This is a genomic window from Microbacterium sp. NPDC028030, assembly GCF_040637855.1.
Taxonomy (GTDB): domain Bacteria; phylum Actinomycetota; class Actinomycetes; order Actinomycetales; family Microbacteriaceae; genus Microbacterium.
On sequence record NZ_JBEZXF010000002.1, the window covers coordinates 917425 to 942138 of the forward strand.

The 24714-nt window shown below is 69.6% G+C and carries 27 protein-coding genes; 12 read left to right on the forward strand and 15 right to left on the reverse strand.

Annotation, left to right across the window (positions count from 1 at the left end; translation table 11 throughout):
• Position 1 precedes the first annotated feature (1 nt).
• From AB0E56_RS13430 to AB0E56_RS13440, 3 genes are read right to left on the reverse strand one after another with little or no spacing between them, the layout of a single operon-like run.
• On the reverse strand, positions 2–868 hold the full coding sequence (locus AB0E56_RS13430) for a CPBP family intramembrane glutamic endopeptidase (protein WP_359799642.1): 867 nt from the start codon (positions 866–868) through the stop codon (positions 2–4).
• Between the two features lie 20 nt (positions 869–888).
• Entirely contained in the window at positions 889–1614 is a 726-nt protein-coding gene (gene trmB / locus AB0E56_RS13435; RefSeq protein ID WP_359799645.1) for a tRNA (guanosine(46)-N7)-methyltransferase TrmB, read from the reverse strand.
• Between the two features lie 53 nt (positions 1615–1667).
• On the reverse strand, positions 1668–2507 hold the full coding sequence (locus AB0E56_RS13440) for a DUF3097 domain-containing protein (RefSeq protein WP_359799647.1): 840 nt from the start codon (positions 2505–2507) through the stop codon (positions 1668–1670).
• A 122-nt stretch (positions 2508–2629) separates the two neighbouring features.
• Here AB0E56_RS13440 and AB0E56_RS13445 point away from each other — a divergent pair, with 122 nt between their 5' ends.
• The 4 genes from AB0E56_RS13445 to AB0E56_RS13460 all read left to right on the forward strand — a co-directional run bounded on the left by AB0E56_RS13445 (position 2630) and on the right by AB0E56_RS13460 (position 6779).
• A complete protein-coding gene (locus AB0E56_RS13445; protein ID WP_359799648.1) occupies positions 2630–4669 on the forward strand; it encodes a TPM domain-containing protein in 2040 nt (679 codons plus the stop codon).
• Between the two features lie 58 nt (positions 4670–4727).
• The gene (locus AB0E56_RS13450; protein ID WP_359799650.1) at positions 4728–5471 is read left to right on the forward strand and encodes a PspA/IM30 family protein; all 744 of its coding nucleotides are present in this window, start codon (positions 4728–4730) and stop codon (positions 5469–5471) included.
• 64 nt (positions 5472–5535) lie between these two features.
• A complete protein-coding gene (locus tag AB0E56_RS13455; RefSeq protein ID WP_359799652.1) occupies positions 5536–6339 on the forward strand; it encodes an arginase family protein in 804 nt (267 codons plus the stop codon).
• Positions 6336–6779, forward strand: coding sequence for a Fe-S oxidoreductase (locus AB0E56_RS13460; RefSeq protein ID WP_359799654.1), 444 nt, complete (start codon positions 6336–6338; stop codon positions 6777–6779). Before AB0E56_RS13455 ends, AB0E56_RS13460 begins: the two co-directional genes overlap by 4 nt.
• A gap of 19 nt (positions 6780–6798) precedes the next feature.
• On the opposite strand, the gene AB0E56_RS13465 is transcribed toward AB0E56_RS13460, so the two are convergent.
• From AB0E56_RS13465 to AB0E56_RS13475, 3 genes are read right to left on the reverse strand one after another with little or no spacing between them, the layout of a single operon-like run.
• Entirely contained in the window at positions 6799–7269 is a 471-nt protein-coding gene (locus AB0E56_RS13465) for an SIP domain-containing protein (RefSeq protein ID WP_359799656.1), read from the reverse strand.
• 33 nt (positions 7270–7302) lie between these two features.
• Complete coding sequence (locus AB0E56_RS13470; RefSeq protein WP_359799658.1) at positions 7303–8055, reverse strand: tyrosine-protein phosphatase; 753 nt, start codon at positions 8053–8055, stop codon at positions 7303–7305.
• A complete protein-coding gene (locus tag AB0E56_RS13475) occupies positions 8052–8528 on the reverse strand; it encodes a carboxymuconolactone decarboxylase family protein (protein WP_359799659.1) in 477 nt (158 codons plus the stop codon). Before AB0E56_RS13475 ends, AB0E56_RS13470 begins: the two co-directional genes overlap by 4 nt.
• A 119-nt stretch (positions 8529–8647) precedes the next feature.
• Between AB0E56_RS13475 and AB0E56_RS13480 the strand changes: the two genes are divergently transcribed.
• The 6 genes from AB0E56_RS13480 to AB0E56_RS13505 all read left to right on the forward strand — a co-directional run bounded on the left by AB0E56_RS13480 (position 8648) and on the right by AB0E56_RS13505 (position 14644).
• Positions 8648–9625: an alpha/beta hydrolase gene (locus AB0E56_RS13480; RefSeq protein ID WP_359799661.1), complete on the forward strand. Its 978-nt coding sequence runs from the start codon at positions 8648–8650 to the stop codon at positions 9623–9625.
• A 93-nt stretch (positions 9626–9718) separates the two neighbouring features.
• Positions 9719–11239: an ABC transporter substrate-binding protein gene (locus tag AB0E56_RS13485; protein ID WP_359799663.1), complete on the forward strand. Its 1521-nt coding sequence runs from the start codon at positions 9719–9721 to the stop codon at positions 11237–11239.
• 15 nt (positions 11240–11254) lie between these two features.
• A complete protein-coding gene (locus tag AB0E56_RS13490; RefSeq protein ID WP_359799666.1) occupies positions 11255–12205 on the forward strand; it encodes an ABC transporter permease in 951 nt (316 codons plus the stop codon).
• Complete coding sequence (locus tag AB0E56_RS13495; protein WP_359799669.1) at positions 12202–13071, forward strand: ABC transporter permease; 870 nt, start codon at positions 12202–12204, stop codon at positions 13069–13071. The genes AB0E56_RS13490 and AB0E56_RS13495 overlap by 4 nt, the downstream gene beginning before the upstream one ends.
• Positions 13068–13859, forward strand: coding sequence for an ABC transporter ATP-binding protein (locus tag AB0E56_RS13500; RefSeq protein ID WP_359799671.1), 792 nt, complete (start codon positions 13068–13070; stop codon positions 13857–13859). Before AB0E56_RS13495 ends, AB0E56_RS13500 begins: the two co-directional genes overlap by 4 nt.
• A complete protein-coding gene (locus tag AB0E56_RS13505; protein ID WP_359799673.1) occupies positions 13856–14644 on the forward strand; it encodes an ABC transporter ATP-binding protein in 789 nt (262 codons plus the stop codon). The genes AB0E56_RS13500 and AB0E56_RS13505 overlap by 4 nt, the downstream gene beginning before the upstream one ends.
• A 16-nt stretch (positions 14645–14660) precedes the next feature.
• Here the strand turns inward: AB0E56_RS13505 and AB0E56_RS13510 are convergent, their stop codons facing one another.
• The 4 genes from AB0E56_RS13510 to AB0E56_RS13525 form a co-directional block, all read right to left on the reverse strand.
• Positions 14661–15278, reverse strand: coding sequence for a GNAT family N-acetyltransferase (locus AB0E56_RS13510; protein ID WP_183152411.1), 618 nt, complete (start codon positions 15276–15278; stop codon positions 14661–14663).
• Between the two features lie 4 nt (positions 15279–15282).
• Positions 15283–15996 (reverse strand): uracil-DNA glycosylase, encoded by a 714-nt coding sequence (locus AB0E56_RS13515; protein ID WP_359799675.1) that lies wholly within the window; start codon positions 15994–15996, stop codon positions 15283–15285.
• A gap of 2 nt (positions 15997–15998) precedes the next feature.
• A complete protein-coding gene (locus AB0E56_RS13520) occupies positions 15999–16781 on the reverse strand; it encodes an SDR family oxidoreductase (protein WP_359799677.1) in 783 nt (260 codons plus the stop codon).
• 62 nt (positions 16782–16843) lie between these two features.
• Complete coding sequence (locus AB0E56_RS13525) at positions 16844–17455, reverse strand: hypothetical protein (RefSeq protein WP_359799679.1); 612 nt, start codon at positions 17453–17455, stop codon at positions 16844–16846.
• A gap of 228 nt (positions 17456–17683) precedes the next feature.
• On the opposite strand from AB0E56_RS13525, the gene AB0E56_RS13530 reads away from it, so the two are divergent.
• Together AB0E56_RS13530 and AB0E56_RS13535 are read left to right on the forward strand one after the other, a co-directional pair.
• On the forward strand, positions 17684–19006 hold the full coding sequence (locus tag AB0E56_RS13530) for a bifunctional o-acetylhomoserine/o-acetylserine sulfhydrylase (protein WP_183152407.1): 1323 nt from the start codon (positions 17684–17686) through the stop codon (positions 19004–19006).
• Positions 19007–19148: 142 nt separating this feature from the next.
• Positions 19149–20354, forward strand: coding sequence for a homoserine O-acetyltransferase (locus tag AB0E56_RS13535; RefSeq protein WP_359799682.1), 1206 nt, complete (start codon positions 19149–19151; stop codon positions 20352–20354).
• A gap of 25 nt (positions 20355–20379) precedes the next feature.
• On the opposite strand, the gene AB0E56_RS13540 is transcribed toward AB0E56_RS13535, so the two are convergent.
• From AB0E56_RS13540 to AB0E56_RS13560, 5 genes are read right to left on the reverse strand one after another with little or no spacing between them, the layout of a single operon-like run.
• On the reverse strand, positions 20380–20991 hold the full coding sequence (locus AB0E56_RS13540; protein WP_359799684.1) for an NUDIX domain-containing protein: 612 nt from the start codon (positions 20989–20991) through the stop codon (positions 20380–20382).
• A gap of 51 nt (positions 20992–21042) precedes the next feature.
• A complete protein-coding gene (locus AB0E56_RS13545; protein ID WP_359799686.1) occupies positions 21043–22272 on the reverse strand; it encodes an MFS transporter in 1230 nt (409 codons plus the stop codon).
• 9 nt (positions 22273–22281) lie between these two features.
• Positions 22282–22614 (reverse strand): thiamine-binding protein, encoded by a 333-nt coding sequence (locus AB0E56_RS13550; protein WP_359799688.1) that lies wholly within the window; start codon positions 22612–22614, stop codon positions 22282–22284.
• A 4-nt stretch (positions 22615–22618) separates the two neighbouring features.
• On the reverse strand, positions 22619–23857 hold the full coding sequence (locus tag AB0E56_RS13555) for a hypothetical protein (protein WP_359799690.1): 1239 nt from the start codon (positions 23855–23857) through the stop codon (positions 22619–22621).
• A complete protein-coding gene (locus AB0E56_RS13560) occupies positions 23854–24687 on the reverse strand; it encodes an NAD(P)H-hydrate dehydratase (RefSeq protein WP_359799692.1) in 834 nt (277 codons plus the stop codon). The genes AB0E56_RS13555 and AB0E56_RS13560 overlap by 4 nt, the downstream gene beginning before the upstream one ends.
• Between the last annotated feature and the right edge of the window lie 27 nt (positions 24688–24714).

Consider the following 24714-nt stretch of genomic DNA (forward strand, 5'->3'; position numbering starts at 1 on the left):
CTCAGACGAGGAAGATCGGGAGGAGGCCGGGGTTGTGTGCGTGCACGAGCACGGCGAACACCACGGCGTCGAAGAGCAGGTGCACGGTGACGACGTAGGCGAGCGAATGCGTACGCAGGAAGATGTAGCCCTGGAGGAGCGCGAACGGGATCGTCAGCAGCGGTCCCCACTCGCGATAGCCCAGCTCCCAAAGGAACGACACGAAGACGATCGCCTGCAGCAGGTTGGCGATCAGGTCGGGGAAGTGACGGCGCAGGAGGGCGAACACCGTGCAGATGAAGAAGAGCTCGTCCCAGATGCCGACGGCCCCGACGCCGACGAAGAGCCGTGCGATGAGGTCAGGCGTGTCGACCACCGGCCAGTTCTGATAGACCCCGCTGGTGATGAAGTAGAACGGCAGGATCAGCCAGCCCAGCACGAGCACGGCCACGAGCCAGCCCCACTGCAGCCGCCCCCAGCGCCGATGCGTCCGCCATGGGAAGCCGATCGCACGGTCGCGGTAGACGAACCGGGAGATCAGATACGGCACCGCGACCGCCCCGCCCAGAGCCAGCGTGAACCGCAGCATCGCGAGGTTGTCGAGTTCGGCGGCGAGCGGGATGACGCTGACGATCAGCAGACCGACGGCGATCAGGGAGAGATCGCGGGTGAGCGAGGGCGGGCGATGCACGCCGATCACCGTCGCGGTCTCCCGACGCGCCCCCATGCTCACGACCTGATCCTGGGCCTCGCGGCCGCGCTCGATCAGCCACGACGCACCGATGCCGATGGCCAGCAGCGCCCACCCCAACCACGGGATCTCGAGCACGAAGAAGGCCGGGGCCGCGGCACACACGAGCAGTGCGGGCAGGATGCCCAGCTTCGTCATGGTGGCGCCCCGAACCTCGGTCACGGGCGCGCCCGGCGCCGATAGACCAGGTCGCGGATGTCTCGCCCCTTGGCGATGCCCTTGCGTTCGAAGGCCGTCATCACACGTCCGTCGAAGCGTTCGGCCCATTCCCCGTCGAAGGCGCGCTCGAACAGCGGCTCGGCGTCGAGCACCTCGCGCATCTGGAGTGCATAGTCCTCCCAGTCGGTCGCGAGTCGCAGCAGCCCGCCGTCGCGCAGTGCTCGCGCGGCGGTGTCGCCGAACCCGGCACGGACCAGGCGGCGCTTGGTGTGCTTCTTCTTGTGCCAGGGGTCGGGGAAGAAGATCCAGACCTCGCGCGCGGCGGCCTCCGGCAGGTACGACGACAGCACCTCTGGCGCGTTCGCCTCGACGACACGCAGGTTGCGGGCGCCCTCGCGGTCGGCGTCGAGCATGGTCCTGGCGAGACCCGCGCGGAACACCTCGACCGCGAGGAAGTCGTCATCGGGTCGGGAGGAGGCGGCCGCCACGATCGCGTGGCCCTGCCCCGAGCCGATCTCGACGTACAGGTCGGCTTCCCGGCCGTACTCGGCCACAGGGTCGAGGCGCGCTTCGGGGTGCACCGACGTCCAGGCGACGTCGCGGGGGACGTCGAGCAGGTAGTGCGGCCCGAGTTCGGCGAAGGCGCGTTCCTGAGCGTCGGACATCCGGCCGCTGCGGCGCACGAACGACACCGGTTCGTCACGGAAGGTACGGGGTTCGGGCATGATTCCAGGGTAGCCGCCGCCGTCGCCGGTCCTCGCTGCCTGACGCGGCGGACTCAGGTCGCGGGCGCGGTCACGAAGTCGATGAGCTCTTCCACCCGACCGAGCAGTGCCGGTTCGAGATCCCGGTAAGTGGTGACCTTCGACAGGATGTGCTGCCAGGCGCGTCCCGTGTCGCCCTGGGTCTCGTGGGGCCAGCCGAACGCCCGGCAGATCCCGGTCTTCCAATCGGTGCCCCGAGGGATCTCGGGCCACTTCTCGATACCGAGCGCGCGCGGGGTCACGCACTGCCAGACGTCGACGAACGGGTGCCCGACGATGCGGAGGTGCTTCCCGTGCGGGCCGCGTGCGATGGTCTGCGCGATCCGCGTCTCCTTCGATCCCGGCACGAGGTGATCCACCAGGACGCCGTAACGACGTGTCGCACTGGGGGGCTCGGCCGCCAGCAGCTCGTCGAGCAGGTCGACGCCCTGCAGGAACTCGACGACCACCCCCTCGACGCGCAGGTCGGCACCCCAGACCTTCTCGACGAGCTCGGCGTCGTGCTTGCCCTCGACGAGGATGCGACTGGGGAGGGCCACCCGTGCGCGCTGGTCGGAGACGACGAACGAGCCCGATGCCGTCCGCCGTGGTCCCTGTTCCTTCGCCGCGGGGACCACGAGTCGGACGGGGGCGCCGTCGATGAGGAAACCGCCTCCGAGAGGGAACAGCCGTCGGCGGCCGAGGCGATCCTCCAGTTCCACGGTGCCGCCCTGAACGCGGGTGACCGCACCGCAGAACCCGTCGTCGGCGACCTCCACGACCAGATCCGCTTCTGCGGCTACCTGCGCCACCTTCTTCGCACCGCGGTCGCGCCAGCCGGCTGCCAGTACATCGGAACCGTACATGTCGTCCATGCCTTCCAGCGTATGTGCCTCCGCTGACGGCGAACGGCGATCAGGGCCCTGGCGCTGTCGCGTGTCGTGCGGAGTGCATAGACTCGTGACATGGGGCTCGGCTGCCGGTCGGAGGGAACACGATGACGAAACGGTGGCTCGCGCTGGCCGCACTCGCACTGGCCGCCGCGATGGGGACGCTCTCCGCATCCGCCGCCTCCGCCACCGACCCGGTCACCCTCGATGCCGGGTTCGTCACCGATCAGGCCGACGTGCTCAGCGCCGATCAGGAGGCGACGGTCGAGGCGCGCCTGCAGGAGCTGACCGACAACTCCTCGGCCGACCTCTTCGTGGTGCTCGTCGACGACTTCACGAACCCGAGCGACAACGTCGAGTGGGCCGACACGGTGGCGGAGGCGAACAACCTCGGCACCGACCAGTACCTGCTCGCGGTCGCGGTCGACGGCCGCAACTACTACATCTCCGCTCCCGCCGACGGCCCGCTGAGCTTCGACCAGCTCGACGACATCGAGGAGAAGATGGTCCCCCTCGCCGCCGACGGCGACTGGGTCGGAGCCATCACCCTCGCCGCCGACGAGATCCAGGGCGACGGAGGCGCAGGGGCGATCCGCGCGGTCCTGATCGTCGTCGCGATCATCGCCGTCGGACTGCTCCTCTGGCTCATCATCGCGCTGGTGCGGCGGTCGCGGCGCAACGCCGAGATCCGCAGGCGCGGGGCGATGCCGGAGAAGCCCGATCCCGCCGACCCCTTCTCCACGCTCACCGACCAGCAGGTCGAGACGCAGGCACGACTCGCCCTCGTGCAGGCCGACGACGCGATCACGTCCAGCAAGGAGGAGCTCGGCTTCGCGGTCGCCCAGTTCGGAGAAGGCGCCACCGAGGAGTTCACCCGAGTCGTCGACGCGGCGAAGGCGAAGATCGCCGAGGCGTTCGATCTCCAGCAGAAGCTGGACGACGAGATCGAGGACACGATCCACGACCGACGCGCATGGCATATCCGGATGATCCAGATCGCCGCCGAGATCGACGACGTGCTGGACGACAACACCGAGGCGTTCGACGCGCTCCGCAAGCTCGAGCAGAACGCACCGCAGGAGCTCGAACGCGTACGGGGTGAGCGCGCGGCGCTCGATCCCGTGCTCGCGGCAGCCCCGCCCGCACTGGCCGCGCTGTCCGCGACCTACGCTCCTGACGCGCTCGCGACGATCGCGGACAACCCGGCGCAGGCGCAGGAGCGGGCTGCTCTGGCCGATCGCTCCATCGCCGCCGCGACTCAGTCGATCGCCGCCGGTCGATCCGGCGAAGCCGCCTTCGCGATCCGCACGGCAGAGCAGTCCGTCGCACAGGCCGCTCAGCTCGCGCAGGCCGTCACCACCCTCGGCAGCGAACTCGCCGGGATCGAGACTCAGGCGCAGGCACTCATCACCGAACTGCAGGGAGACCTCGCCGCCGCGCAACAGCTCCCGGACGCGGACGGCACGATCGCCGCCGCGGCGTCCACGACGGCCCGGCAGCTCCAACTCGCGCAGGCGGACCTCACAGGCTCTCCGCGCAACCCGCAGCGCGCGTTCGAGGCCCTCACGGCTGCGAACACCCAGATCGACGCCGCCATCGCCCGCGGTCGCGAGGGCGTCGAGCGCTCACGTCGCGTGCAGCAGATGCTCGAGCAGACGCTCGCGCAGGCCAACTCCGAGATCCGCGCGGCCCGCGAGTTCATCGAGACCCGCCGTGGCACGGTCGGGTCCACCGCTCGCACGCGCCTCGCGAGTGCCGAGGCGAGCCTCGCCCAGGCGGCGAACCTGCGCGCCACCGATCCGGAGGCCGCACTGTCCGAGGCGAACCGCGCCCTGGCCCTCGCCGGGCAGGCGACGTCGGCCGCGCAGTCCGACGTGCAGTCCTATCGCCCGAGCAGCGACGACGGGTGGGGCGGCCTCTTCGGCGGCTCGGGATCGTCGTCGGGCGGCTCGGGAATCGGCGGCGACATCCTCGGCGGCATCATCGGCGGCCTGCTCGCCGGCGGTGGCGGCGGATCATCGCGCCGGAGCGGCAGCAGCGGCTGGCGCTCCTCAGGGGGCGGCGGTTTCCGCAGCTCCGGCTTCGGCGGCGGCGGTTCGCGCGGCGGAGGCGGCCGCAGCGGTCGATCCGGAGGTAGACGCTTCTGATCCCCCACACAGACACATACGACAAGCTCTCGAAGACGCCCTCTGAAAGGAACCACGCATGACCAAGCAGTCCATCTTCGGACGTATCTCGACCCTCGTCCGCGCGAACATCAACTCTCTGCTGGACTCTGCGGAAGACCCGCAGAAGATGATCGACCAGCTGGTTCGCGACTACACGAACAGCATCGCCGACGCGGAGTCCGCGATCGCGGAGACCATCGGCAACCTGCGCCTGCTCGAGCGCGATCACGAAGAAGACGTCCAGGCGGCCACCGAGTGGGGCAACAAGGCTCTCGCCGCCAGCCGCAAGGCCGACGAGATGCGCGCCAGCGGCGACGCGGCGGACGCCGACAAGTTCGACAACCTCGCCAAGATCGCCCTGCAGCGCCAGATCAGCGCCGAGCGCGAGGCCACCGGTGCCGAGCCGCAGATCGCGGCGCAGACCGAGATCGTCGACAAGCTCAAGAGCGGCCTGAACGGCATGAAGGACAAGCTCGTCGAACTCAAGAACAAGCGCAGCGAGCTCCTCGCGCGCGCGAAGGTCGCCGAGGCGCAGACCAAGGTGCAGGACGCGGTCGGGTCGATCAACGTGCTCGACCCCACCAGCGAGCTGGGCCGGTTCGAGGACAAGGTCCGCCGCCAGGAGGCTATCGCGCAGGGCAAGATCGAGCTGGCGGCGTCCAGCCTCGACGCGCAGTTCGAGAGTCTGGAAGACCTCGGTGAGCTGACCGAGGTCGAGGCCCGTCTCGCCGAGCTCAAGTCCGGCGGCAGCGCTCCCCGTCAGGCCATCGAAGGCAACTGACACGATCAGCGGATGCCCCGGGCCACACGCTCGGGGCATCCGCGCTCTTCTTTCGGGAGGCACCATGGTGCGATTCCTCGTCATCCCGCAGTGGCAGGGCTCTCCGGCCCCGCGGGCGATGCTCCTCATCGACGGCGCCTCCGCGATCGCCGGTGATCTTCCCCGCGCGGCGACGACGATGCTGGAGGTGCCGGTCGAGGCCGGGGAATCCCTCGGCACCGGCGTGCGTCGCCTCAGCGCGCTGCTGCGCACGCGCGAACTCGTGCACGGACATATCCACGCCGACACCGTCGTCATCGGCGGCGACTGCAGCGTCACGGTGGCCGCTCTCGACGCCCTTCCCGGCGGCACGGACGATATCGCCGTCATCTGGTGCGACGCCCACGCCGACATGCACACGCCGGAGACCTCGCCCTCCGGCGCCTTCTCGGGCATGGCCCTGCGCGCCCTGCTCGGCGACGGCGAGGAGCAGCTCGTGCTCACCCCCGCGATCCCCCCCGAGCGCGTCGTCACGGTCGGGGTGCGCAACCTCGACGACGAGGAGATCCCGCAGCTCGACGCGCTGACGAACCTCTCGGTCGCCGACCTTGACCGACCCGATGCGCTGCTCGAGGCCGTGCGCGCGACCGGTGCCGCGCGCGTCTGGGTCCACATCGATGTGGACGTGCTCGATCCGCCGGAGTTCGCCGGGGTCTCCTCCGCGGTGCCCTTCGGCCTCTCCCCGGCGGCACTCGCCACGGCCATCCGGGCCCTCCGTGCGGAGATCCCGTTGGCGGGCGCGACGATCGCAGGTTTCGCTCCTCGGTCGCCCGCCGATGCCGTCGATGACCTCGGCGCCCTGCTGCGCCTGGTGGGGGCCGTGGCGTGAGCGCGCGCTCGGACTGGCGCCCGGCTGCCGACGAGGCGCTCGCCCGCGGGAGGCGGGCCGACCTTCGCATCCCGTCATTCCTGCTGCGGTCGCCGATCAGCCGCCTCGGCTATGCGTGGGGCACTGCCGTGGGGTGGGTGTGGGGCTCGCTGTGGAGCACCGGTCCCGTGGAGCGACGCGGAGGACTGTGGATCTTCCGGGGCATGCCGCAGTGGACGTTCAATCGCGGCGGCGTGTGCGTCGGCGGGTGCTTCCTGACCGGCGACGAGCGCCCGAGCGATGCCGTGCTCCGCCACGAAGCCGTGCACAAGGCGCAGTGGCTCCGCTACGGCTTCCTGATGCCCGTCCTGTATCTGTTCGCGGGGCGTGATCCGCTGCGCAACCGGTTCGAGATCGAAGCGGGTCTGGAAGACGGGAACTACGTTCAGCGCACGCGCTGACCGCGATCCGCGGCGCGACTCAGTGCGTGGCGGGCAGCAGACCGAAGCGCTCGGGCGCCTGGATGAGCGCCGGGGAGATCTCCAGCGACTTCGTGAGGTGCTCGACGATGTCGGCGGTGCCGAGGTAGCCGCCGAGCAGCGTGACATGCGTCTCGATCTCGTCGTCGCACATCATCTCGTCCGCCCAGGCGCAGGTCGCGCGGGCCAGCGCCTGCCCTGGTGCGCAGGAACGGCCGCTTCCCGGTGTCCCGGAGCGCTGTTCGCGGGCGAGCCAGGTGACGGTCATCCGGCGGGGCGCCTGGATCACTCCGATGTCGGCGACCTCGGGAACCTCGATGAAGATCCGCCCGGACGCGCACAGCGGCAGCGTCGTCAGGAACACCTCGAGTTCGGCGAGCGACTGCTCGTCGGCCGTCACCAGATGGTGCGCCCGCTGACGGGCCGCGCGGCGTTCGGCGCGCGTGCTGCGGGTCTCGAGGGAGGTGCTCATGATGCCTCCATCGTACACCAAGAGAAGGCTTGCCTAACCTTGCTCCTCTGAGGAGTGTCCGCCCGGGGCGCCGTCTTCACTCGGCTCGACGAGAACGGCCCTCAGTGCTGCGAGTTCCTCCTCGGTCATCCCGTTGGCGCGCAGGTACCCCGCGGCGGATCCCCATCGCTCATCGACCTCTTCGAGCAGACGGCGCATGACCGGCGCCGGCGACTGCGTCGCGAGGGCCACCGCGTTCACCGCTTCCGGGTGCTGGGTGCGCAGGTACTCGGCGATGCGCTGCGAGCGCTGGACGGGGAGCTGCGATTCGGTGAGCGCGTAGTCGGCGATCACCGCTTCCCTGTCGGCGCCCACCGCCGAGAGGGCGAGTGCCACCGTCACGCCCGTGCGGTCCTTGCCCACCGTGCAGTGCACCAGGGTCCGCTCCCCCGCCGCGATGATCCGGATCGCGTCGACGATACGATCGCCGCTCTCCTCGAGCAGGTGCAGATACAGCTCGTCGAGACTCGTGTCCGCCTCGAAGAAGGAGCGGACCGACCCGAGGAACAACGGGAGGTGCGTGGTGTCGGGACCCTCGATCTCGGTCGGCTCCGCCGCGACCTCCTCGCCGTCACGGAGGTCGACGATGTGCGCGACGTTCGCGCGCAGCAGCGCCGCTCCGCTCGTCGTCGCGCCGGAGAGTTGACCCGACCGCAGCAGGACACCGGAGCGGATGCGTCCGCCCGCCGCGGGGATACCTCCGACGTCGCGGACGTTCGTCACGCCCTCCACATCGAGGATCGTCATACCTCGGCCTTCGGCGCGCGCGCCGGGACCGGGTAGCGTCCCGCGATCACGACACGGTTGAACGCATTGATCGAGACGCACGCCCAGCTCAGCGCCGCATACTCCTTCTCGGTGAAGACGCTGCCGACCAGGTCGTAGACCTCGTCCGAGACCCCGTCCTCGGAGATGAACGTGAACGCCTCGGCGAGTTCGAGCGCCGCGCGCTCCCGCTCACTGAACACGCCGCTTTCGCGCCAGGTCGGGATCTGGGTGAGCGTGTCGGTGTCGATGCCTGCCGCGATGGCGCGATCCACGTGGATCCGCGCGCAATACGCGCATCCGTTGAGCTGGGAGCAATGGATCATGACGATCTCCTTGAGGCGATCGTCGATGCCGTTCGCGGCGCAGATCTGTCCGACCGTCCTGGAGAACGCATCGAGCGCCTGATAGGCGGCAGGCTCAGTCTTGGACAGGTGCACACGCGTCTCGCTCATGACTCCATGATATTCGCCGTCCGATCCCACGGGTCCGGACGTCGCGAGGACACGGAATGCAGAATGGCAACATGTGAACGCGTGAGATTCACATAAAGCCCACATGTTACGCAGAATAGATGAGCATTCTGCTCTCGCATTTCTCTCGCGTCGTCGCGAGGGCGCAGAATGTGGACGTGGCGATCGACAACAGCGAGTTCAGCTATCTTCCCGCACAGGCCGACGCACTCGGGGTCCCCCTCCCCGCGGTGGAGCGCCTGACTCTCTCCCTCGCCGACGGACGCACTCTGAGCGCACTCCGTTTCGGCACCGACACTCCGCACGTGACGCTGCTGCACGGCGCGGGGCTGAACGCCCACACCTGGGACACCACGGCCCTCGCCCTGGGCCAGCCGCTGCTCGCGATCGACCTCGCCGGTCATGGAGATTCCTCGTGGCGCGACGACCAGGACTACACGCCGCGCACCCTCGCGCGCGACGTGGCGGACGCCCTCGACGCCTGGTCGCTTCCCCCGCAGCTCGTCGTCGGACAATCGCTCGGCGGCCTCACGGGTGCGGCGCTCGCCGCGTCACGCCCCGACCTGGTGTCGGAGCTCGTGATCGTCGACATCACTCCGGGAATCGATGTCACCGCTGGCCCTGCCGCCCTCCGCGCGTTCTACGAGGGCCCCACCGACTTCGCGACTCGCGATGAGCTCGTCGACAAGGCGATGTCGCTCGGCTTCGGCGGCAGCCGCCCCGAGACCGAGCGCGGCGTCTTCCTCAACACGCGCGTGCGCCCCGACGGCCGCATCGAATGGAAGCATCACTTCGCCCATCTCGCCGCACAGTCCCTCGCCGCGCACGACCCCGGGTCCGCCGCGACCCCCTCCGCGCTGCATGAGACAGGGTGGGACGACCTGGCCGGGGTCGAGGCTCCCCTCACGCTGGTCCGCGCCGAACGCGGATTCGTGAGCGAATCGGATGCTGCCGAGCTGCAGCACCGTGTCCCCTCCGCGCGCCTGGTCACCCTGGAGGCGACGCACAACGTCCAGGAGACGGCGCCGGTCGCCCTGGCCGCGCTCATCGCCTCCGCGTCCGCTGCGCACGGAGTATGACGATTCGTTCCACACCCCACCCGCACCCCGCCACGCAACTCTAGGCTCGATCCAACGGCACACAGCATCTGCCGCACCGAGAGGAAACACCCCATGTTCCGACGCACCCGACGTCTCGCGCTGATATCCGCGCTCGCAGCCACCGCGGTGGTGCTCAGCGCCTGCGCAGGCTCCTCCGCGCCCCAGCCGTCGACGACCACGGGGGCGCCCGACCCGGACGCCACCCTGCACGTCGGCCTGGTCCTCGAGCCCACCAACCTCGACATCCGCCACACCAGCGGTGCCGCCCTCGAGCAGATCCTGATCGACAACATCTACGAGGGTCTGGTCAGCCGCACGCAGGAGAACGAGATCGAGGGCCGCCTCGCCTCCGACTACACGGTGTCCGACGACGGCCTGACGTACACGTTCACCCTGAACGACGGTGTCGCGTTCCACGACGGGACGGCGCTCACGTCGGCCGACGTCGTCTCCTCGTACGAGACGGTCCGCACCGACGCGACGGTGCAGGGCAACGCCGATTTCGCCTCGGTCGCATCGATCACCGCGCCGGATGCGACGACGGTCCAGATCGTCCTCACCGCTCCGAACCAGAACTTCCTGTTCGCGCTGACGGGGCCGGCCGGACTGGTCTTCAAGACCGGCGACACGACCGATCTCAAGTCGGCGGAGAACGGCACCGGGCCGTTCACGCTGACCCGGTGGAACAAAGGCAGCACCATCACCTTCGCGCGCAACGACGACTACTGGGGCGAGAAAGCAGGCGTCGCCCAGGTCGAGTTCCAGTACATCCCCGACTTCACGGCAGGCGTCAACGCCGCGCTCGCGGGTGACGTCGACGTGCTCACCGCGGTCGACCCCAACCTCGCGCCCCAGCTCGAGGATTCCGGCGACTTCGCACTCACGAAGGGCCGCACGACCGACAAGGCGACGCTCGCCTTCAACAACAAGAAGGCGCCGCTGGACGATGTCCGCGTACGCGAGGCGCTGCGACTGGCCATCGATCACGAGGCCCTCATCGAGGCGGTCGGCGCCGGGACGACCCTGTACGGACCGATCCCGGAGCTCGACCCCGGCTACGAAGACCTGTCGGATGTGATCTCGTACGACCCCGACAAGGCGAAGGAGCTGCTCGCCGAAGCCGGCCAGGAGGACCTGGACCTCACACTCACCATCCCGTCGTTCTACGGCACGACCGTGCCGAAGGTGCTGATCTCCGACTTCAAGAAGGTCGGCGTCTCCCTCGAGGTGAACTCGGTCGAGTTCCCGACCTGGCTGGAAGACGTGTACACCAACCACGACTACGACCTCAGCTTCGTGCTGCACGTCGAGCCGCGCGACTTCGGCAACTTCGCCAACCCCGACTACTACTTCGGCTACGACAACGCCGAGGTGCAGGAGCTGTACGCGCAGGCGCTCGCGGAGGTCGACCCGGACGAGTCCGCCGAACTCCTCGCGCAGGCCGCGCGCATCGTGTCGGAGGACCACGCGGCGGACTGGCTGTACAACGGCGAGACCATCACGGCGGTGAGTCCGATCGTCGCCGGCTTCCCTGAGGACTCGATCAACTCGCGCATCAACCTCGCCGGGGTCACCGTCTCCGCCGAGAAGTAACCGGCGACCACCTCCGTGATCCGCTACACGCTCGTCCGAGGAGCCCTGCTCATCGCAGGGCTCCTCGTGTCGAGCGTGCTCATCTTCCTCACTCTTCGGGTGTTCCCCGGCGACGTCGCCCAACTGATCGCCGGCACCCAGGCCTCTCCAGCAGAGGTCGACGCTCTCCGCGAGTCGCTCGGGCTGAACCGCCCGCTGTTCGCGCAGTACACCGACTGGATCGGCGGCATCTTCCGGGGCGACCTCGGCACGTCGCTCCTCTCCGGCGCGTCAGTCGGCGAGGAGTTGGTGCTCAAGGCCCAGGTCACCGTACCCCTCGGCATCATGTCGCTGCTCATCGCCGTGCTGATCGCCGTCCCGTTCGGCATCCTCGCCGCACTCCTCCGCGGACGTCGCGGCGGCACGGCGCTCAGTGTCGGCGCTCAGGCACTGGCCGCCGTGCCCGTCGTGTGGGCCGGCATGATGCTCATCGTCGTGTTCTCCGTGTGGCTGGGTTGGTTCCCGCCGCAGGGCTTTCCCCGCACCGGTTGGTCCACACCCTGGCAGGCCATCGAGTCCCTGCTGCTGCCGGCGCTGACGATCGGCATCGTGGAGGGGGCCATGCTCATGCGTTTCGTCCGCAGTGCGACCCTCCAGGCGGCCGGTCAGGACTTCGTCCGCACCGCCGCCGCGAAGGGACTCACCCGCACGCGTGCACTCATCCAGCACGGGATCCCCGCGGTCGGACTGTCGATCGTGACGGTGCTCGGGCTCCAGGTCGCCGGCATCATCGTGGGGTCGGTCGTGATCGAGCAGCTGTTCACCCTCCCCGGTATCGGCCGCATGCTGGTGGCGGACGTCGGAACCCGCGATCTCATCAAGGTGCAGAGCGAGCTCCTCGTGCTGACCGGTTTCGTGCTGATCGTCGGCTTCCTCGTCGACCTCCTGCACCGTGCGATCGACCCCCGTCAACGGGAGGCCGCATGACGCCGCGCTGGCTGGGCCGACTCTGGGGCACCTCGACAGGTCGCTTCGGTGTCATCGTCGTCGCCGTGATCGCACTCACCGCGGTCGTGGCGCTGTTCTGGACCCCGTTCGACCCGCAGTCCTCGGACATCGGCGACCGGTGGCTGCCGCCGGGCTGGCCGCACCTCCTCGGCACGGACGACACCGGCCGCGACATCCTGAGCCTGCTGATGGCCGGCGCCAGGACGACGGTCTTCGTGAGCGTCGGTGCGGGGATCGTCGCCACACTCGTCGGCATCGCGCTGGCGGCTCTCGGCGCCCTGACCGCACGATGGATCCGGGAGACCGTCGCGGTGCTCGTCGACATCCTGATCGCCTTCCCCGTCCTGCTGATCGCGATGATGATCTCCTCGGTGTGGGGCGGTTCGCTCTGGGTGGTGATCTGGGCTGTCGGCATCGGGTTCGGCGTGAACATCGCCCGCGTTACCAGGCCCGAACTGCGTCGGGTGCAGCAGAGCGACTTCGTGCTGGCCGCCCGCGCCGCGGGACTCACACCGTCGCAGAGCCTTGTGCGGCACCTGCTCCCCAACGTCGCTCCGGTGTTCATCGTGCAGCTGTCGTGGTCGATGGCCGTCGCCGTCCTCGCCGAAGCAGGCCTGTCGTACCTCGGTTTCGGCGCATCGGTGGCCGAACCGAGCTGGGGTCTGCTCCTCGCCGATCTGCAGCGTTACATCGGCGTGCATCCGCTGTCGGTGATCTGGCCGGGACTCGCCATCACGATCACGGTGCTCGCCCTCAACCTCCTCGGCGACGGGCTGCGTGAGGCGACCGACCCCACCCTGCGGCACCGCGCCGCCGAGATCCACACTCCGGGGGTGGTCGCATGAGTCTCTCCGTGCGGGATCTGGTGATCGAGATCGACGGGCGCCGCGTGGTGGACGGCATCTCCTTCGAGGTTCCGGACGGCGCGCGAATGGGCCTGATCGGCGAGTCCGGATCGGGCAAGTCGCTGACCGCCCTCGCCGTGCTGGGTCTGCTCCCCGACGGGGCGACCGCGAGCGGCAGCATCCGCTGGAACGGCATCGAACTCATCGGAATGCCCGACCGCGAGCTGGCGAAGCTGCGCGGCGACGACATCGGCATCGTGTTCCAGGAACCGCGCACCGCGCTGAATCCGATCCGCACCGTCGGCAGGCAGATCGCGGAGTCGATCCGCATCCACGAGGGTCTGGGCCGCAGAGAGGCCAGAGAGCGCGCGATCCGCGAGGCGGCGCGGGTGCGACTGCCCGATCCGGAGAACATCGTCGACAGGTATCCGCACCAGCTCTCCGGCGGCCAGCGGCAACGCGTCGCGATCGCGATGGCGCTCGCCTGCCGACCCAAGCTGTTGATCGCGGATGAGCCGACGACGGCGCTCGACGTCACGATCCAGGCCGAGATCCTGTCGCTGCTGCTCTCCCTCGTCGCCGACGAGGGCATGTCGCTGGTCTTCATCACGCACGATCTCGCGGTGCTGGCGCAGGTCGCGACAGAAGGTGTCGTGCTGGAACACGGCCGCGTGGTGGAGGCCGCCCCCGTCGCCACGCTCCTCTCGACGCCCGCGTCCCCGATCACGCAGGGTCTTCTCCGCGATGCGACGGCGACGTTGTGGCGGCCGGACGGCGGTGTCGCATGAGCCTGATCGAAGCCAGGGGACTGCGTCGGGACTTCTTCGTCCCGAAGCGCGCGGCGTTCGAACGCACGCGCACCCAGACCGCACTGGCCCCCACCGACCTCGATGTCGCGGAGGGCTCGTCGGTCGGCATCATCGGCGAGTCGGGATCAGGCAAATCGACCCTGGTCCGGCTTCTCCTCGGGCTGGATCGGCCGACCGCGGGCACGGTGTCGATCGACGGTCGACCCGTGGACGCGACAGCCTCGGCGAAGTCGCTGCACTGGCTGCGCCGCGAGACCGGACTGGTGTTCCAAGACCCGTATGCCTCGCTCGACCCTCGGATGACCGCAGGGCAGATCGTCCGGGAACCGCTGTGGGCGCTGGGCATCGACGGAGACCATCGTGCGCGGGTGCGCGAGGTCCTGGCGCAGGTCGGTCTCGAGTCCGACGCGGGCGACCGCTATCCGCATGAGTTCTCGGGCGGTCAGCGGCAGCGGATCGCCCTGGCTCGCGCGATCGTGCACCGGCCGCGCATCCTCGTCGGCGACGAGCCGCTGTCGGCCCTCGACGTGACGGTGCGGGCCCAGATCCTCGAGCTGCTGATCGAGCTGCGGAAGACGACCGACCTCACGCTCCTGCTCGTGTCGCACGACATCGGGGTGGTCCAGAACCTGTGCGACACGGTCGTCGTGATGAAAGACGGACACATCGTCGAGCGCGGCCTGACGCAGGACGTGCTCCTGCACCCGACTCAGGACTACACGAAAACGCTGCTCGCCGCGATCCCCGTCATCCCGGACCACTGAGGCCACCCGGCCGGTGTCAGCGTCGGGCGCCGAAGAGCGAACCCCGTCGTCTCCCTGTGGGTGTGAGCGCGCGTCGCATGTAGACGGTGCCGAGGTCGCGGCCGAACTTGTGCCCGACCCGCCCCATCCGCCCTGCCTCGACGAAACCGAGCTTCTCGTGCAGGCGGATCGACGCCTCGGCTCCGCGGTCGCTGATCACCGCGACCATCTCTCGGAGCCCGATCTGCTCGCACGCGTCGATGAGCGCCTGCAGCAGCACGGCGCCGAGGCCCTTGCCGCCTGCACCGGGCCCGAGGTAGATCGAGTCCTCCACCGTGTACTTGTAGGCGTTCTTGCCCGCCCATGGCTGTGCGAGCGCGTATCCGATCACCACGCCGGCCGGTGAGACCGCGACGAGGAACGGCAGTTGCAGCCGAGTGAGCAGCGCATACTTCTCGCGCCAGTACGGGATGCTGCTGCGCCGCTCGTCGAGCGTGACCGCCGAGTTGCTGACGAAGTGGTTGTAGATCTCCCGCACATGAGGAAGGTCGGCGGGCCGAGCGGCGCGGATCGTGTAGGAGAACACCTCCGGCGCGACATCAGGGCGCAGATGGCGCGGGAGGACGCGACGACGGTCCCCCGGTTCGAACTGCATGCGCTCAGCTTAGAGACGGAGGGGCTTCGCCTTCCACCCTCCAGTCGACCGCCGCGGCACCCTGCTCTTCGAGGAGGGTGTTCGCGCGGGAGAACGGGCGGGAGCCGAAGAAGCCCCGACTCGCCGAGAGCGGAGACGGATGCGCCGAGGCGATGACGGGCGTCGACCCGAGCATCGGCTGCAGATTCGCCGCGTCCCGCCCCCACAGCACGGCGACGAGCGGCTGATCACGCGCGACCAACGCGCGGATCGCGAGCTCGGTCACCTTCTCCCAGCCCCAACCGCGATGCGAGGCCGCAGCCCCTGGACGGACGGTGAGCACGCGATTCAGCAGCAGCACGCCCTGGTCGCTCCACGCCGTCAGGTCGCCATGCGGCGCGGGCGGGATCCCGAGGTCGCTCTCGCGTTCCTTGTAGATGTTCGCGAGACTGCGGGGCAGCGGGCGCACGTCGCGGTCGACCGCGAACGACAGACCGATCGGATGCCCCGGCGTGGGATACGGGTCCTGGCCCGTGATCAGCACCCGCACGTCGGACATCGGCCGCTGGAACGCCCTGAGCACGTTCTCCCCGGCGGGCAGGTAGCCGTGCCCCGCCTGCTGCTCGGCACGGAGCCGGTCACCGAGTGCGGAGATCACGTCCTGCACAGGAGCGAGCGCCTGTGCCCAGCCCGGATCGATCCGGCCATCCGCCGCGAGCTCGGCGAGTGATCGCGCCATCGTCAGTCGATGGATCGCACGCGCAGGGGGCCGCGCGCGAGCAGATGCTGGGCCGACTGGGCGACGGGTCGCATCGTGATCAGGTCGAGGTTCACGTGCCCGGGCGATTCGAGGGCGTAGGCGATCACGTCGGCGACATCGTCGGCGACGAGAGGTGCCTCGACTCCGGCGTACACCGCCTCCGCGGCCACGGAGTCCCCGCCGAGACGGTTCAGGGTGAACTCCTCGGTGTGGACCATGCCCGGCGCGACCTCGACGACGCGGATGGGCTCGCCGTTCAGCTCCTGACGTAGCACCCGCACGAGCATCGCCTCTGCAGCCTTCGCCGCGTTGTACCCGGCGCCACCTGCGTACGCCGACTGCGCGGCCGTCGAGGTGACGAAGATCGTGTCGGCATGACCGTCCGCCGACGCGGCCTTGCGCAGCAGCGGCAGCAGCCCCGCCACGAGCCTCTGGGTCGCGAGCACGTTCGCGTCGAACATCCACTGCCAGTCCTCGACCGCGGCGTCCTCGATGCGGTCGGTGCCGCGCGCTCCGCCGGCCACCTGCACGAGAGCATGGACGGGCCCCGACGCGGCGAGCTGCTCGACGAGAGCGTCGACGGCGGCGGAGTCGGTCAGATCGCATGCGATGGCGGAAGCCCCGGTGGCTGCGGCGAGGGCGGACAGCCGGTCCTCGCGTCGCGCGACACCGACGACGTCCCATCCACGCGCACGGAGCGCGCGCACCGTCGCCTCCCCGATGCCCGAGCTCGCACCTGTCACCACTGCACGTCTGTTCACCATGTCTCCACCGTACGATGTCCGCGGGTCTGCGCGGACAGACACCGCGCCTTCCCGCGAATCTCTCAGAACAGGGTGGCGGTGCGCGTGTGCACGAACCCGTCGGTCGGGCTGCCGGTCGACGTCACGGTGACCGACACCCCGGAGTGCAACGGCGTCGGGCCGAGGATGCCGAACGTCACGTGCGTCACTCCCTGCCCCGCGAGGCTTCCGGCGTAGGCGAGCGTGTACGTCACGGTGCCGTCGCCGTTGTCCGAGACGCCGGCGGCGGTCCAGGTCGGATCCGTGTTCGGGAGTGCGGGGACGGTGGGGCTCGAGCCGCCGGCGTTGGCGATCACGACGGGAGCGAGCGGTCCGGCGTCGGCGAGTGCGAACGTGACCGTGACGGTGCCGCTGGTGATGTCGGCGACCGGGAGCGATGCGGCCTGCGTGTCGTCGTTGCGGAGTTGCAGCGACGCACCGTAGTACTCGGGGTTCACCCACGTACCGCCCTGCATGGTCTCGATCACGAAGCGGCCAAGCGCGGCGGTCGAGGCCGCCGCCGCCGGGGTCGCGACGGCGACAGCGACGACAGGGAGCGACCACGCGGCACCGACGAGGACCGTCCGCCGCGCGATGCCCGGTCTCGACGCCTCGCTCCCGCTGGAGACGCTGGTCGGTTCCGACTCGGCAGTCATCTGACGTTCCCTCCTCGCTCCGACGTGCGCGGTCGTGAGCACTTGAGCCACACAGTACAGAAAACCCTCGCGACCCGATACCCGCACTGCGGCTGCCGCAACCGCGTGATTCCGGGCCTCAGCCGTGTTACGTCACATTTCCCGGGTGTTGTTGACAACGAGCGGAGTTCCGTACTCTCGCTTCAACGGCATCCGCCATCCGACCTTCCGACCTCCTGGGGGAACATCATGTCCGCACCCGAGTCCTGGCGCTTCGAGACCAAGCAGATCCACTCCGGTGCTGCCCCCGATCCTGTCACGAAGGCCCGCGCGACGCCGATCTACCAGACCACGTCGTACGTGTTCGACAGCGCCGACCACGCGGCGAACCTCTTCGCCCTCGCGGAGTTCGGCAACATCTACACGCGTATCCAGAACCCCACGCAGGACGTGCTGGAGCAGCGTCTCGCCGCGCTGGAAGGCGGCACCGGCGCCCTCGTCCTCGCCAGCGGCCAGGCGGCCTCGACCTTCGCGATCCTGAACATCGCACAGGCCGGCGACCACTTCGTCGCCTCGAGCTCCATCTACGGCGGCACCTACAACCTCTTCAAGTACACGCTCGCGAAGCTCGGCATCGAGGTCACGTTCGTCGAGAACCAGGATGACCCGGAAGAGTGGCGCCGCGCCGTCCGCCCGAACACCAAGCTGTTCTTCGCCGAGACGATCGGCAACCCGCAGATCAACATCCTCGACATCCGCACGGTCGCCGACATCGCGCACGACAGCGGCGTCCCACTCATCGTCGACAACACGATCGCGACCCCGTACCTGATCCGTCCGTTCGAGTTCGGCGCCGACATCGTCGTGCACTCGGTCACGAAGTTCCTCGGCGGCCACGGCACCACGATCGGCGGCGTCATCATCGACGGCGGGAAGTTCGAGTGGTCGAAGAACGTCGACCGGTTCCCCGGCCTCACTGTTCCCGACCCCTCGTACCACGGCGCGAGCTACACCGCCGCGGTCGGCGACCCGCTCGCCTACATCATCAAGGCCCGCGTGCAGCTGCTGCGCGACCTCGGTTCGGCCATCGCCCCGCAGAGCGCGTGGAACCTCATCCAGGGTGTCGAGACGCTCTCGCTGCGCATCGAGCGCCACGTGCAGAACGCCCAGGAGATCGCCGAGTGGCTCGACGGCCGCGACGACGTCGCGACCGTCAACTACTCCGGCCTGCCCTCCTCCCCCTGGTACGCCAAGGCCAACGAGTACGCGCCGAAGGGCGTCGGCGCGGTGCTGTCGTTCGAGCTGAAGGGCGGCGTCGAAGCCGGCCGCGAGTTCGTGAACAGCCTGTCGCTGTTCAGCCACCTCGCCAACATCGGCGACGTGCGCTCGCTCGTCATCCACCCCGCCTCGACCACGCACGCGCAGCTGACGCCGGAGCAGCAGCTCACGGCCGGAGTCACGCCCGGCCTCGTCCGCCTGTCGGTCGGCATCGAGAACATCGACGACCTCAAGGCCGACCTCGACCAGGCTCTCGCCGCGGCCCGCGCCGTGTCGGAGGCCGCTCGCGCCTGACCTGCACCGCCTCGACGATGCCCCGGACCGCACGGTCCGGGGCATCGTCATGTGCGGGATCATCGTGCGCCGCGCACAGCAGACCCGAAACCCGGGTCGTAACCTGCCGCCGTCGGGCATCCGGCCACGCGAGAATGGAAACATGGACTGGCAGACGACCTCCGAGGACACGGTGCCGTCGGCGCCTGTGACGGAGGCCGACGTGCGACTGCTCCGCGCCCGCCCGCCGGCGACGGGCGCATGGCGAGACGGCGACCCCGTCGGCGGCCGACGCTTCGCCGCGTTCGGCCCGTTCTCCACGGAGAGCGGCGCCGAACTGCCCGGCATCCGCATCGCCTACGAATCCTGGGGCGAACTCAACGCCGCCCGTGACAACGCGGTCCTCGTGCTCCATGCGCTCACCGGCGACAGTCACGTGCGTGGTGCTGCAGGCGCCGGCCACCCCACCGTCGGCTGGTGGGAGGACATCACCGGTCCCGGCGCGCCGCTCGACACCGATCGCTGGTTCGTGATCGCGCCGAACATGCTCGGAGGCTGCCAGGGCTCGACCGGCCCGGCCAGCGTCGCCCCCGACGGCTATGAATGGGCCTCCCGCTTCCCCTATCTGACCATCCGCGATCAGGTGGCGGCGCAGGTCCGGCTCGCCGACGCGCTCGGCATCGACAGCTGGGCGGCCGTCATCGGCGGTTCCATGGGCGGAATGCACGCCCTGGAGTGGGCGGTCACGCACCCCGACCGTGTGCGACGACTCGCGGTGCTCTCCTCACCCCCGGTCACGACAGCAGACCAGATCGCGCTGAACACGGTGCAGCTGGAGACCATCCGGATGGACCCGCGCTTCCAGGGCGGCGAGTACTACGACCTCGGCGACGGCGACGGCCCGCACCGCGGACTCGCCCTGGCACGGCGCATGGCACTGCTGAACTACCGCAGTCCGATCGAGCTGAACCAGCGCTTCCAGCGGTCCTGGCAGTCGGATGTCTCCCCGCTCGGTCATGGCGGACGCTTCGCGGTCGAGTCCTACCTCGACTTCCACGGCAACAAGTTCACACGTCGCTTCGACGCCAACAGCTACATCACTCTGGTCGAAGCCATGAACTCGCACGACGTCGGACGAGGGCGGGGCGGCGTCGAAGAGGCTCTGCGCGCGGTCACAGCGACCACCCTGGTGCTCGGCATCGACAGCGACCGTCTGTTCCCGGTGGACGGGCAGCAGCGCATCGCCCGCAGCATCCCGGACGTGATCGGCGGGGAGGCCGTGGTGCTCTCCAGCGACTTCGGCCACGACGGGTTCCTCATCGAGACGGACGCGGTCGGCGCGAACCTGCGGCGCCTGCTCGACAGCTGAACCCGAGGCAGGACGCCGGGGCGGCTCACCCGGCGATGAACCGCCACGGCAGGGTCCCGGCTTCGAGTCGTCCCTGCTCCCACGCGAAGACCTGTCCTGTCTCCGAGCCAAGCACCCGCGTCTGGAACAGCTGCACGGCCCCACCGGAAGACAGCGCGGACGGCGCGTCGGTGAACGCCGAGAGCTGGTGCAGGGTCACCCACGTCGGCGGGTACAGCGTCCACTCCCCTGCTCCGTGCCGGGCCAGCGCCTCCTGAGGACGGACCCAGGCGACCTCGGCCACTTCGTCGGCGGACGGCGAGACCTCGGCATCCGGTGCCTCCGCGAGGAAGAACCAGGTGCGGATCCGCGTCGGCGCCTCGAGGGGCGGCTGCCACTCGGAGAACACGGCGAGGTCGTCGACGTGGAGGCCGACCTCCTCGAAGGTCTCGCGGACCGCGGCGCGGCGTGCCTGTTCGACCTCACCGTCGCCCGGGTGCCGGTCCCCCTGCTCGACCTTGCCGCCGGGGAAGACCCACGCGCCGGCGAAGGATCCGCGTTCGGGGCGGCGCATGACGAGCACCTCGAAGCCGTCGTCCGCCGCACGCACGAGAACGGCGGTGCCGGCGAGGGGCAGGGAACGATCGGCGGTGCTCACCCCGTCACTCTATGACCCCACGGCTGCCATGCGACGGCGACCACGCAACGGCTACGACGCGACGAGCACCGGGGCCACGGCACGACGCCCTTCGACCCGATACGACAGCACAGCGATGAGCAGACCGGCCGCCGCGAGTGCCGCCCCGGTCCATGCGGGAGCCGTGAAGCCCCACCCTGCCGCGATGACCACACCCCCGAGGAACGCGCCGAGGCTGTTGCCGATGTTCAACGCCGAATGGTTCATCGCCGCCGCGATCGACTGGTTGTCCCCTGCGACGTCCATGAGCCGTGTCTGGATCGTCGGGCTCAGGATCGAAGAGACGAAGCCGACGACCAGCACCAGCAGGCCGAGGGTCACGATCCAGAACGAGAGCAGCGCGAGCAGTGCGAAGACGACACCCATCGCCGCGAGGCCGAAGAGCAACGTGCGTCGCAGGTCGATGTCGGCGAGGTGCCCTCCGACCAGGTTTCCCGCCGTCATCCCGAGGCCCATCAGGACGAGGACGATCGGCACCGCCCACTCCGGGGACCCGGCGACCTCGGTCACGAGCGGCGCGATGTAGCTGTAGACCGCGAAGAACCCGCCGAAGCCGATCGCACCGACCCCGAGCGTGAACCACACCTGAGGGATGCGGAACACGCGCAGCTCCTGGCGCATCGTACGACCGGGGTCCCCAGGATGCTCGGGCACGAACAGCGCGATGAACAGCGTCGCCAGCGCGAACACCAGAGCGACGACCGCGAAGGCCGCCCGCCACCCCCACTGCTGACCGAGGAACGTCCCCAACGGCACACCGACCACGTTCGCGACCGTCAGACCCGTGAGGATGAACGCGACGCCCTTCGCTCGCTTGCCCGGGCCCATGACATCGGCGGCGACGAGCGCACCGATCCCGAAATAGGCGCCGTGCGGAAGGCCAGCGAGGAACCGTGATGCGGCGACCAGTTCGAAGCTGGGCAGCACGACCGTGAGCGCGTTGAACACGGCGAGCGACAGGGCCAGCACGATCATCACCCGATGCCGCGGATAGCGCGCCACGAAGCCGGCGATGGTCGGCGCGCCCACCACGACGCCGAGCGCGTACAGCGAGATGAGCCACCCCGCCTGGCTCAGCGCTTCTTCCTGGCTGGTCGCCCAGAGCGCGGGCAGCAGATCTGCGGCGATGTTCGGCAGCAGACCCATGACCACGAACTCGGTCATGCCGATGCCGAAACTGCCGATGGCGAGAGAGAGGAGCGCCCACTTCGCCGCACCCCTCGATTCAGTCGAGGGATTCACCGGTACAGCTTAGCGGTCGCCTGAGTCCTCGATCGCCGCTTCGAGACGTTCGATCTTGGCGTCCAGCTCGCCGGAGTATCCGGGGCGGATATCGGCCTTGAGCACCAGCGAGACCCGCGAGCCGAACGGCATGACCGCCTCGGTCGCGCGCTTGACCACGTCCATGACCGTGTCCCAGTCCGGGCCCTCGATCTCGGTGAACATGCTCGTGGTGCGGTGCGGCAGTCCCGACTCGCGCACCACACGCACGGCGGCAGCGACAGCGTCGTGCACGGAGGCGTCGGTGCGCTCGGTCCCCTCGGCGGGGGCGCCGCTGGGGGCGACGGAGAAGGCGATCAGCATGGAATCACTCCTGGGGTTTCGACGGACGGATGGCGGGCACCCGCACGAGCGCGCGGATGCCCAGGACGAGCAGGACGAGCAGGAGCAGGTTGCGCACGGTCAGCACGGCCACCGCGAGAGCGTCCGCGCGCAGCAGCGCGTCGTAGCCGAGCGGATACACGAGGCACGTGAGCAGGCACAGCGCGAGCACGATGACCGCGGGCACGCGTGCCCTCGTCCGATCGAGGACGATCCACAGGATCAGCGGTGCGAGCAACCAGGTCTGGAACTGGGGCGAGCCGACCTTGTTCGTGACGATCAGCGTGACCACCAGAGTCAGGGCGAGCGGAGGGAACAGCCAGACGAACGCCGCACCGCGGACCGCCTTCACTGCGCCGATCCCGGTGATGACCACGACGGCGATCGCCATGACGGGTGTCAGGGCCGCAGCGACGGCATCGACGCCCGGTGCCGTGATCTGGAAGGTCAGGATCTCGAAGCTGTACTCGATGCGCGCGGCTCCTGCGACCGCCAGCCACAGGAAGGGCGTCGCCGCGACGGCTTCGATCTGCAGACCTCGTCCGGTCTGCTCTGTGAGGAAACCGAAGATCTCGGTGTCAGCGCCGAGCAGCAGCAGCACGACGGCGACCGCTGCCGTGACGACCACCGCGCCGAACAGCATCCGGAGCCTCGCACGGGCCGCGACCAGCGCGGCGACCACGAGCGCGCCTGGCCAGATCTTGATCCAGGCCCCGATCGTCAGCAACGCGGCGGCGATCGTCGGCCGGGAGACCAGCCACAGCCCGCCGATCACGGCGATCGGCACGGTGATCGCGTCGATCCGATAAAGCGCGATGGGTCCGAGCAGCAGCAGAGCGGCGCACCAGAACCACCCGGCCGCCCGCCGCGCGCGCGACGGAGACCGGCCGACCAGCACGGCGAACGCGATCCCGTCGAGCACCACGACCAGGACAGCCCAGCCCACCAGGTACGCACTCGAGACTCCGAGGAGCGGCACCAACGGCGCGGCGAGTCCCGCGGCCGCGAGCATGGGCACGAGGGCGAGCTGCGGATACACCCAGGTCTCGGTGACCCCGACGATCGACCCTCCGCCGAGCGCCGACGACGCCCAGGGTTCGTACACCAGGACCACGTCACCCATCGGCTGGCTCGGATACACCCAGCCCAGCGCCGCCGTGAGCACGTGCACGAGTACGAACGCCGACCACAGCGCGAGCACTCCGGGCGTCAGGCGGCGGTTCACTCCCAGACGTCCCTGATCGCGAGCGGGAGGGCTTCGGCGACGTCCATCGCGACGATCGGATGCCCGGGACCGCCGGCGATCACACCGGCGGCGATGCGCGCCGCGTGACCGTGGAGCCATGCCCCCGCGGCCGCGACCTCGGCGAACGGCGCCCCCGGATTCGCGGCGGTCACCGCACCGAGGACTCCGGCGAGCACATCCCCGGTTCCGGCGGTGGCCAGCCAGCCCGTCCCCGCCTCGACCGCGATCACCTCGGCGTCAGGAGCGGCGATCAGTGTGCGCGCCCCCTTGAGCAGCACGGTTCCGCCGATCTTCACCGCGACCTGGTGCGCGGCCTCGCTCCGCTCATCGCCATCCGTGTGCACGCGCAGCCGCTCCCGCAGCCGCGAGAACTCCCGCGCGTGGGGGGTGACGAGGAACGGCGCGCGGGCCCCCGGTGCAAGATCCAGGGCTCCCGCGTCGATGACGACGGGAGCCGCGCCGGCGAGGATCTCTCTGAGCGCGATGCTCTCGTCGTTCGTGCGCTGAGCGGGGTCGGTGCCGGAGCCGATGACCCAGGCGTCGACGCGCGAGTGTCCGGCATCGGCGCCGACGACCGTCTCCGGCCGGCGCGTGAGCACCCGATCCGCCACCCGCTCGTCGCCGACAAACCGCACGAAACCGGCGCCCGCACGCCAGGCGGCTTCGACGCCCAGCACCGCGGCCCCCGGATAGGCAGGCGATCCTGTGCGCAGGGCCACCACCCCGCGCGCGTACTTGTCGTCCTCCGGCGTCGGCGGACGGAAGTACCGCGCCGTATCGCTGCGTGACCACTCGCGCACCTCGACCATGGCTCCACGTTAGTGCGACGGCCCCTG

What these genes read in the sequence shown, in the direction of transcription:
- AB0E56_RS13430 (WP_359799642.1), bottom strand. Translation starts at nt 868, where the DNA reads ATGACGAAGCTGGGCATCCTGCCCGCACTGCTCGTGTGTGCCGCGGCC.
- AB0E56_RS13455 (WP_359799652.1), top strand. Translation starts at nt 5,536, where the DNA reads ATGGTGCGATTCCTCGTCATCCCGCAGTGGCAGGGCTCTCCGGCCCCG.
- AB0E56_RS13450 (WP_359799650.1), top strand. Translation starts at nt 4,728, where the DNA reads ATGACCAAGCAGTCCATCTTCGGACGTATCTCGACCCTCGTCCGCGCG.
- AB0E56_RS13465 (WP_359799656.1), bottom strand. Translation starts at nt 7,269, where the DNA reads ATGAGCACCTCCCTCGAGACCCGCAGCACGCGCGCCGAACGCCGCGCG.
- AB0E56_RS13470 (WP_359799658.1), bottom strand. Translation starts at nt 8,055, where the DNA reads ATGACGATCCTCGATGTGGAGGGCGTGACGAACGTCCGCGACGTCGGA.
- AB0E56_RS13550 (WP_359799688.1), bottom strand. Translation starts at nt 22,614, where the DNA reads ATGCTGATCGCCTTCTCCGTCGCCCCCAGCGGCGCCCCCGCCGAGGGG.
- AB0E56_RS13525 (WP_359799679.1), bottom strand. Translation starts at nt 17,455, where the DNA reads ATGACTGCCGAGTCGGAACCGACCAGCGTCTCCAGCGGGAGCGAGGCG.
- AB0E56_RS13560 (WP_359799692.1), bottom strand. Translation starts at nt 24,687, where the DNA reads ATGGTCGAGGTGCGCGAGTGGTCACGCAGCGATACGGCGCGGTACTTC.
- AB0E56_RS13495 (WP_359799669.1), top strand. Translation starts at nt 12,202, where the DNA reads ATGACGCCGCGCTGGCTGGGCCGACTCTGGGGCACCTCGACAGGTCGC.
- AB0E56_RS13480 (WP_359799661.1), top strand. Translation starts at nt 8,648, where the DNA reads ATGAGCATTCTGCTCTCGCATTTCTCTCGCGTCGTCGCGAGGGCGCAG.
- trmB (WP_359799645.1), bottom strand. Translation starts at nt 1,614, where the DNA reads ATGCCCGAACCCCGTACCTTCCGTGACGAACCGGTGTCGTTCGTGCGC.
- AB0E56_RS13505 (WP_359799673.1), top strand. Translation starts at nt 13,856, where the DNA reads ATGAGCCTGATCGAAGCCAGGGGACTGCGTCGGGACTTCTTCGTCCCG.
- AB0E56_RS13535 (WP_359799682.1), top strand. Translation starts at nt 19,149, where the DNA reads ATGGACTGGCAGACGACCTCCGAGGACACGGTGCCGTCGGCGCCTGTG.
- AB0E56_RS13510 (WP_183152411.1), bottom strand. Translation starts at nt 15,278, where the DNA reads ATGCAGTTCGAACCGGGGGACCGTCGTCGCGTCCTCCCGCGCCATCTG.
- AB0E56_RS13440 (WP_359799647.1), bottom strand. Translation starts at nt 2,507, where the DNA reads ATGGACGACATGTACGGTTCCGATGTACTGGCAGCCGGCTGGCGCGAC.
- AB0E56_RS13475 (WP_359799659.1), bottom strand. Translation starts at nt 8,528, where the DNA reads ATGAGCGAGACGCGTGTGCACCTGTCCAAGACTGAGCCTGCCGCCTAT.
- AB0E56_RS13485 (WP_359799663.1), top strand. Translation starts at nt 9,719, where the DNA reads ATGTTCCGACGCACCCGACGTCTCGCGCTGATATCCGCGCTCGCAGCC.
- AB0E56_RS13530 (WP_183152407.1), top strand. Translation starts at nt 17,684, where the DNA reads ATGTCCGCACCCGAGTCCTGGCGCTTCGAGACCAAGCAGATCCACTCC.
- AB0E56_RS13500 (WP_359799671.1), top strand. Translation starts at nt 13,068, where the DNA reads ATGAGTCTCTCCGTGCGGGATCTGGTGATCGAGATCGACGGGCGCCGC.
- AB0E56_RS13445 (WP_359799648.1), top strand. Translation starts at nt 2,630, where the DNA reads ATGACGAAACGGTGGCTCGCGCTGGCCGCACTCGCACTGGCCGCCGCG.
- AB0E56_RS13520 (WP_359799677.1), bottom strand. Translation starts at nt 16,781, where the DNA reads ATGGTGAACAGACGTGCAGTGGTGACAGGTGCGAGCTCGGGCATCGGG.
- AB0E56_RS13515 (WP_359799675.1), bottom strand. Translation starts at nt 15,996, where the DNA reads ATGGCGCGATCACTCGCCGAGCTCGCGGCGGATGGCCGGATCGATCCG.